We start from the raw sequence: 7,252 nt of genomic DNA, 5'->3' as shown, positions 1-7,252 counted from the left end.
GTTTATCCGATTTTGAATATTTCAGACTTAGAAGCAAACGTGTGGGGAACCTACGCGGGAAATCACCAGGCCGCTATCGCAAGCAAGACTATAGCAGGAGCGCCGCACTTTTTTTCTGGACTCGGACCTATTCCTGCTGAATTATTAAGAGTGATGGCTCAAAAAGCGAAAGTTCATCTTTACGTGGATTCGTATGATCCTATATTTGCAAATAACCGCTTAATTGGTGTTCAAGCTCAACAAGGAGGAACCTATCGATTTACTTTGCCTAACAAGGACTTTACTAAGGCGATAGAGTGCTTTGACTCCTCTGAGCATGTAATCGAGCAAGGAGAACTTGTCGTTAATCTGGAGGCTGGAGAGACGAAGCTTTATTTACTGACGGATAATTAATTAGTTGGAATTTAAAACAATGAACTCAAAAGGGGGATGCGGGAAATCCGCTGTCAGGTTCTGGCGGAGCACCTACTAGCACATGGAAGACCTCAGGTACGACATCTACCTATATCGATCTAGGACAGGAATATAAACTGAAAAATATTGTTTTACGAGATGTAGAAGATACGGGTATCCTTACACTTTACTCGGGCAGTCGTAGTTCAGATCACGCTCTATTGAGGCTAAAAAAAAGGGACTGCCGAGGCAGTCCCTTTCTACTTGATTATAGGATTTACCCAGTACGATTAACATAATAAGATGAGAATGAGGAAGAAGTGAACGAACCTGTATTTTTGAGCGGGAATTGATTGAATAACGAATGCCACCACTTGTTGCTAAGTTCGTTGGAAATGGTAAACATATGAGGATTCATTTCTTCCTCTAGCTGTGAAGAAAGCTGGATATGAACAGCCCAGGTATCCAGTAATTCATCCAGCTGTTGCTCGACATCGGCTGACAGCAGCAACTCTGACTCATGATTGTTCATACCTTCTCCTGCCTTTCCGCAGACTTCTTGTTGTTCAACATGCCGAGCGCTTCGGCTAGCTTGCGGCGTGCTAGCAGTATTTTATAGCGCACTGTGCCTGCAGGCAGCCCGAGTGCTGTACCGATTTCGCCGCTTTTCATACCGCCAACCGCCTTCATTAGCAATATGGAACGAAGCTCCTCGGGGAGTTCGCGAACGGCTGATTCTAGCTCGTGAAATTGCTCACGACCAGCTAGTAATTGAGATAAGTCGCCATTCGAGTTCGGGAAGGTATACAGTTGCATTTTGGTTACAGCTTGCTTAAGGCTTTGCGACTTTCGATAATAGTCCTTTACCTGATTGGTAGCAACAGTAAATATCCAATACAGTCGTTGATCCTCTGGAATACGCTCAACCATATCTATCCGATTCCATATTTTCATAAACACGTCCTGCACCAAATCCGCCGCCGTTTCCTGACTCCCCGTTCGCCCTAGCAAATAGGAATACAGTTTTCGCGAATGCGTACGATATAATTGCTGAAACAACTCCTCAGGCTTCACCATTATATGCTGTTGTTTCTCAGTCATTTTCTCTCGTGTTAATAGTTCCTTTTTTAGAGGTAGCGAGATACTGGAGCAGAGGTACTATTGATTTGGAAGCTGTTAAATCGCCTTTCAAGATTATTTCGGAAACTTTACTCCTAATCGACTCGATTTGAACATCATCGTCCATTTCAAAACTTCCGATTAGCACCATGGTTATCTTGTCTTCGATAAAGTCGAAGAAGCTATTGGAGAACGTATCATTTCCTATAAATAATCTCACGTTGGTCGTATTCGAATAATAAATGACTTCACCAAGTATTCGCGATAGGGCACTTCCTAGAACAACTTCGCTACCTTTTGGCAAAATCAGTTCTCCAGCTACGACAATATCTTGGAAGCCGATCTTTGCCACCGCCGAAGTAATGATGGCCTGCCCGGCAATAACCAATATGTCCTCAGGAGTACCATTACTGTTGGCAAAATACTCTCCTCCCAAGGAAACATTCCCGGACAAGAATACCACTTTTCCTGTCGTGTGAGGAACTAAACAAATGCATCCGTTATTTTGTTGAGGAATTCGATTTAAAGTACTACTTAACGATTCTGAAGCAATAATAAGTCCATTATTTTCGATGGATGTAACATCGGCCAAATCTTCGGGTTTCACACTAGTCCAATCAAGAAGCCCATTATTTTCAATAACTCTTCCTTGAATCTCTGTTTGCTGCACGTTTTCCATAAGTTCCACTCTCCCATCATTTTCTAATTACACTTGATATAACGTTTCTCCTTTAAAAGTGTTGAGGGATTAAAAAAATTATGTGTAGGCTGCGATTTTTGTGTTTGTATGGGTTGTGTTTTTTTTTAGAAGCGACGCTTGTATAATAATAGGATATCTCTTATTCTTTAAATGACATTATAGGTGACATGCATGGGTTTGCGAAAAGCTAGAAGTCTCAAAAGAGACGAGTTCCCTTTCTARAGAACCAGCAACATGTGTGCAAATGACAATCAGGAGGAAACAAAATGACACAGAGTCTCGGAGTTCCACTAGAAGGTTTTGCTGAATTTAGCCGGACGGTAGCCGCTGAAGGTGCGGTTCTGTTAAAGAATGATAGACAAGTACTACCGCTTCGAAACGGTGAAAATGTTTCAGTTTTTGGAAGAACTCAAGTCAATTACTATCGCAGCGGTACAGGATCGGGCGGTAGTGTTCATGTTACCTATACAACTAATTTATTGGATGGTCTGCGTAGTAAAACGAACCTTATCGTCAACGAAGAGCTGGCGGCTGTCTATGAGAAGTGGATAGAACAAAATCCATTTGATAATGGTGGAGGCGGATGGGCTGCAGAGCCATGGCACCAAAAGGAAATGCCTTTAACCGATGAGCTGGTGTCTCAGGCAAGAAGCAAATCAAGCAAGGCGATCATTGTAATCGGACGTACGGCGGGAGAAGACCAGGATAATGCGGACGCGTCGGGAAGCTACCAATTAACAGCTGATGAGAAAGCTATGCTGAAGCAGGTTACGGCTTATTTTGATCAAACTGTCGTTGTGCTGAATGTTTCCAACATTATTGATATGAGCTGGATGAACGACGAAAGTTTCGTGCACCCGATTACGAGTGCTATTTATTCTTGGCAGGGCGGTATGGAAGGTGGCAACGCGATTGCTGACGTGCTGGCAGGAGAGGTTACGCCGAGCGGTAAATTAACTGATACCATTGCTTATTCTATTGATGATTATCCATCAACCCGCAATTATGGCAATGAGTTTAAAAACTTTTATCAAGAAGATATCTATGTCGGCTATCGATATTTTGAGACTTTTTGCCCGAAAAATGTTCAGTTTGAATTTGGCTATGGTTTATCTTATACCACATTTAAAATCGAGTCAGAGGAAGCCAAACTGACTACTATTGATGGCGAAGTATTTGTTGAAATGGATGTAAATGTAACAAATACAGGAACCGCTTATGCAGGTAAAGAGGTTGTACAGGTTTACTACGAAGCGCCGCAAGGAAAGCTGGGACAGCCGGCTAAAGCTTTGGTGGCATTCGGGAAGACAAAAGTCCTTCAAGCAGGTGAATCGCAGCGTCTTACCGTTAGCTTCCCTGTTCATTCTATGGCTTCCTATGATGACGCCGGCGTGACGGGACATCCTTCCGCTTACGTGCTGGAAGCTGGTACGTATCACCTTTATGTAGGAACTAGTGTCAAAAACTTGGCGGAAGTAATCGTCCAAGGACAAAACGGTTACGTTGTAGAAACTCTTCAAGTGGTAGAGCAGTTGCAAGAGGCGTTGGCACCGACAGAAGACTTTACAAGAATGAAGCCGGGTGCTCGTAAGGAAGATGGCTCGTATGAACTCATTTATGTAGAGGTTTCGAAGCGAAAGATTTCTTTAGCGGAACGGATTGAGAAGAACCTTCCCGAATCGTTGGAGCAAACAGGTAACCAAGGCTATAAATTAAGAGATGTTTATGACCAAAAAGCTAGTATGGAAGCTTTTATTGCCCAACTCAGCGATCAAGATTTGGCTGCGATCGTCAGAGGTGAAGGCATGAGCAGTCCGTTAGTTACACCGGGTACGGCTTCGGCTTTCGGTGGAGTAAGCGATAGCTTGTTCAATTACGGAATTCCAGTTGCTTGTACGGCCGATGGACCGTCTGGAATTCGGATGGATAGCGGGCAGAAGGCGACTCAGGTTGCAATTGGAACCTTGCTTGCAGCAACTTGGAATGCGGAACTGGTTGAGGAACTGTATGTCTTGGAAGGTCAGGAATTATTAAGCAACAACGTGGACACCTTGCTTGGACCTGGTTTGAATATTCGTCGCAGTCCTCTTAATGGACGTAACTTCGAGTATTTCTCAGAAGATCCGCTTATTTCTGGGGCATTCGCAGCAGCATGCACGCGAGGAATAATGAAAGGCGGCTCTAACGCCACGCTGAAGCATTTTGCCTGCAACAATCAGGAAAAGCATCGCAGTAAAGTAGATGCTATCGTTTCCGAACGCGCCCTTCGTGAGATTTATCTGAAAGGCTTTGAAATCGCGGTGAAGCAAGGCGGAGCGAATTCGATTATGACCTCCTATAACCCTATCAACGGGCATTGGGCGGCTTCTAACTATGATATGAATACGACTGTGCTTCGCGGTGAGTGGGGCTTTAAAGGTATTGTTATGACGGACTGGTGGGCTATCATGAACGATGTTGTCCATGGTGGGGCAGCCGATCGTAGATATACGAACTGGATGGTTCGTGCACAAAATGATCTGTATATGGTTGTTCCTAACTATGGAGCGGAAATCAATGGCTGGGATGACAATACCATCGAGTCGCTTGCGGATGGTTCCATAACCCGCGGTGAGCTTCAGCGCTCCGCTATGAACATTTGTGAGTTTATTATGCAAGCACCGGTATTCTCAAGAAAACAGGAGATTGTAGAAACAGTTGATGCATTTAAGTCAAATACATCACTTTCTCCGGAGCATGCACAAGTAATTTCCCAAAATGYACAGGTTAAACCTGCTGCAAATGGCTCGACCTTTATGCAAGTTGATCAAGCCGGACAATACCGGATCATTGTCAACATCATGTCTCCGGAACCTGAACTCGCTCAAAGCGCATGTAATGTGACTTTGAACGATCAATTGATGACGACCATTCAAACGAATGGAACGGAAGGCAAATGGGTCAAACAAAAGCTTGTGAAAATCGAGCTGGAAGCAGGCCTTTATGAATTGAAATTGGAATTCATCAAACCAGGCTTGCAGATTGACTGGATTGAGTTTAAACAAGTGTAGATGTAGGAACTGAAATGAGCTGAATAACTCGTGAAGTGACTTAGTAGATAGGCGGCGATGGAATGTGTGCTTTCCTCTCCATGGCTCGCCGGGCTTAGCTTCTCCGAAACACAAGGGCACCCAAAAGGGCAATGTCATTTAGTTTAGCTCAAAGACAAGAACAGGAATAAAAATGAAATCCGAAACGGCATGGGAAAAGTCCTGTGCCGTTTGTTTTTTTGGGGAAAGCAAAGAAAAAGCGCATAGCAAACAAAGCGGATGGAGTGTCCGCTTTAAAAAATGTTCATGTGAAACGAATTATGCTACTCTATAGACGAAGCTCACGACTGATTTCCAGCGGATTTTGCGCGTATTCTGCTGCCCTTTGCGAACGGGTCGAATCGGCAAAATGTTTTTGCGAATCAGTGCTTCAACATTAGGCAAGGGTTCATCACCTTTTGAGCGCAGAAAATGTCTACAAACGTGAACGGCGACCGTGAAATTAACTTGGTATTGGTGCCGTTTATCCATTTGGGAAATGACGACGTGCGAGGTCATCATTTCAGCGAAATTGTACATAATCATTCTTGCAAAAATCTCTTGGATGATGGACTCTCGTCTCTTCGCGTGAAAACTCGTCAGACCAACAGTGTATTTTAAAGCTCTAAAAGAGGTTTCAATGCCCCAGCGCATGTTATAAATGGACTTGAGTTCCTCGGGTGGGAAATCATCGGCAGAAAGATTCGTAATGACGGTTTCATAAGTTCCACTCGGCAGGACGAAACGAACAACCCGAAAGGAAATCGGGTGAAAAAAGTTCTCATGCAAATCTAAAAAATCAAAGGTTGACGAGGAAGGGACGTACTTGTAAATCTCGGGCTGAGCCTTGATCGCTTTTGTTTGTTTTTTGGTGAGTGTCAGATGAATGTTTCGATCAAATTCTCCGCCAGAGGGCAAACACAAGCCCGAAAGAATACCACTCGAATCCAAATCCTTTACCCGTATGACATAATTCCATCCTTTGCGTTCAATATGCGCGAAATTGTTGTAACTTTCATAACCTCGATCGGCAATAACAATGGTTTTGCCCTTGATGGGGGAACGGTCGACCATAGCAGCCAGCGCCCTTCCCTCGTTACGCAACCTTCGCGGCTGAACATTGGAATCTACGTACAGTCTGTTGCAGAGGTCATAGGCYGCGTTCAAATGMAGAAGGTTATAGCCTTTCGTGTTSGGTTGRCTTTGAAWRTARGTKTCYGTGTCCGCAGGGTCCGTTGGGATATGCAAATCAGAACCGTCAATGGCAATTAATCGATACCCTCGGTAGTCCTTAATATCCGTATGCGATTGCGTAAATTTGTGAAACAAGCATTCCACAGCAGACGGCAGGATTTTATTTCTCTGCTGGACAAAAGCAGAAGTGGTTGCGGTATTTACATCATAGCCTTGTGATTCCAAGATCTCCTTGTATAAGCTGTTGCCACCCATAGAGATCAGGAGCTGCATGACCGTTTCAAAGGGAAGCTTTTTCTWTCGGGTAAAATCTTTTTCAGGGTTTTTGACATAAGGYGCTGGTKCGGCTGACATTTCTCGTATGAGGGATGTCAGCGTTTGTTTTAGCGAATTTGCGTACTCATTCATTGGCGWAACCTCCTCGTTTTTCAAGGGGCTTCGCCTCACATTTATACCTACTTGTCAAGTCTTATTTCTCTTTTTCGTACAAAAAAAGAGCGGGCTATCTTTTTCGATAACCTGCTCTTTTTCTTGATATTTGGACCTGCGCCTTAACTAAATGACATTGCCCATTTGGGACGGCGTTTCCTTGTTTTTGGGACAAATAGCTAGGTTTATTTTCTCAGTCTGCTGGAGATGGACGTTAAGTTATGGTAATCTTTTTTTATAGGAAGATTTCAACAGTCGTTTGTCACTTTGTAGTTCGTGGTTGAGAAAAGAGGAGTTTTCGCATACTAATACATGTGAGCTATTCCCAAATGAACGGAAGGGTACGTTC

Annotated in this window: 6 protein-coding genes; 2 read left to right on the top strand and 4 right to left on the bottom strand. The window is 43.8% G+C overall.

The window, feature by feature from the left end; all coding sequences use genetic code 11:
- Positions 1-393, top strand: a 393-nt coding sequence (locus AC1DWN_RS23715; protein ID WP_477561360.1) for a hypothetical protein, incomplete at its 5' end; no start/stop codon positions are given.
- Positions 394-670: 277 nt separating this feature from the next.
- Here AC1DWN_RS23715 and AC1DWN_RS23710 read toward each other — a convergent pair.
- The 3 genes from AC1DWN_RS23710 to AC1DWN_RS23700 are packed head-to-tail and all read right to left on the bottom strand — an operon-like array spanning position 671 to position 2,191.
- Positions 671-925 (bottom strand): hypothetical protein, encoded by a 255-nt coding sequence (locus AC1DWN_RS23710; protein ID WP_477561359.1) that lies wholly within the window; start codon positions 923-925, stop codon positions 671-673.
- Positions 922-1,494 carry an RNA polymerase sigma factor gene (locus AC1DWN_RS23705; protein WP_477561358.1) on the bottom strand — a complete coding sequence of 191 codons (573 nt, stop codon included), beginning with the start codon at positions 1,492-1,494 and terminating at the stop codon, positions 922-924. Before AC1DWN_RS23705 ends, AC1DWN_RS23710 begins: the two co-directional genes overlap by 4 nt.
- Positions 1,487-2,191 (bottom strand): hypothetical protein, encoded by a 705-nt coding sequence (locus AC1DWN_RS23700; protein ID WP_477561357.1) that lies wholly within the window; start codon positions 2,189-2,191, stop codon positions 1,487-1,489. Before AC1DWN_RS23700 ends, AC1DWN_RS23705 begins: the two co-directional genes overlap by 8 nt.
- 287 nt (positions 2,192-2,478) lie before the next feature.
- On the opposite strand from AC1DWN_RS23700, the gene AC1DWN_RS23695 reads away from it, so the two are divergent.
- The gene (locus AC1DWN_RS23695; protein ID WP_477561356.1) at positions 2,479-5,262 is read left to right on the top strand and encodes a glycoside hydrolase family 3 C-terminal domain-containing protein; all 2,784 of its coding nucleotides are present in this window, start codon (positions 2,479-2,481) and stop codon (positions 5,260-5,262) included.
- A 297-nt stretch (positions 5,263-5,559) separates the two neighbouring features.
- Here the strand turns inward: AC1DWN_RS23695 and AC1DWN_RS23690 are convergent, their stop codons facing one another.
- Positions 5,560-6,882 (bottom strand): IS4 family transposase, encoded by a 1,323-nt coding sequence (locus AC1DWN_RS23690; protein WP_477561355.1) that lies wholly within the window; start codon positions 6,880-6,882, stop codon positions 5,560-5,562.
- Between the last annotated feature and the right edge of the window lie 370 nt (positions 6,883-7,252).

The organism is Paenibacillus sp. P4_A7 (assembly GCF_056402455.1).
Note: the sequence above shows the minus strand (reverse complement) of the source record. Positions and strands in the feature narration are given on the sequence as shown.

Excerpts from the sequence above, each read along its gene's own strand:
- AC1DWN_RS23710 (WP_477561359.1), bottom strand. The coding sequence starts at position 925 with ATGAACAATCATGAGTCAGAGTTGCTGCTGTCAGCCGATGTCGAGCAA.
- AC1DWN_RS23705 (WP_477561358.1), bottom strand. The coding sequence starts at position 1,494 with ATGACTGAGAAACAACAGCATATAATGGTGAAGCCTGAGGAGTTGTTT.
- AC1DWN_RS23700 (WP_477561357.1), bottom strand. The coding sequence starts at position 2,191 with ATGGAAAACGTGCAGCAAACAGAGATTCAAGGAAGAGTTATTGAAAAT.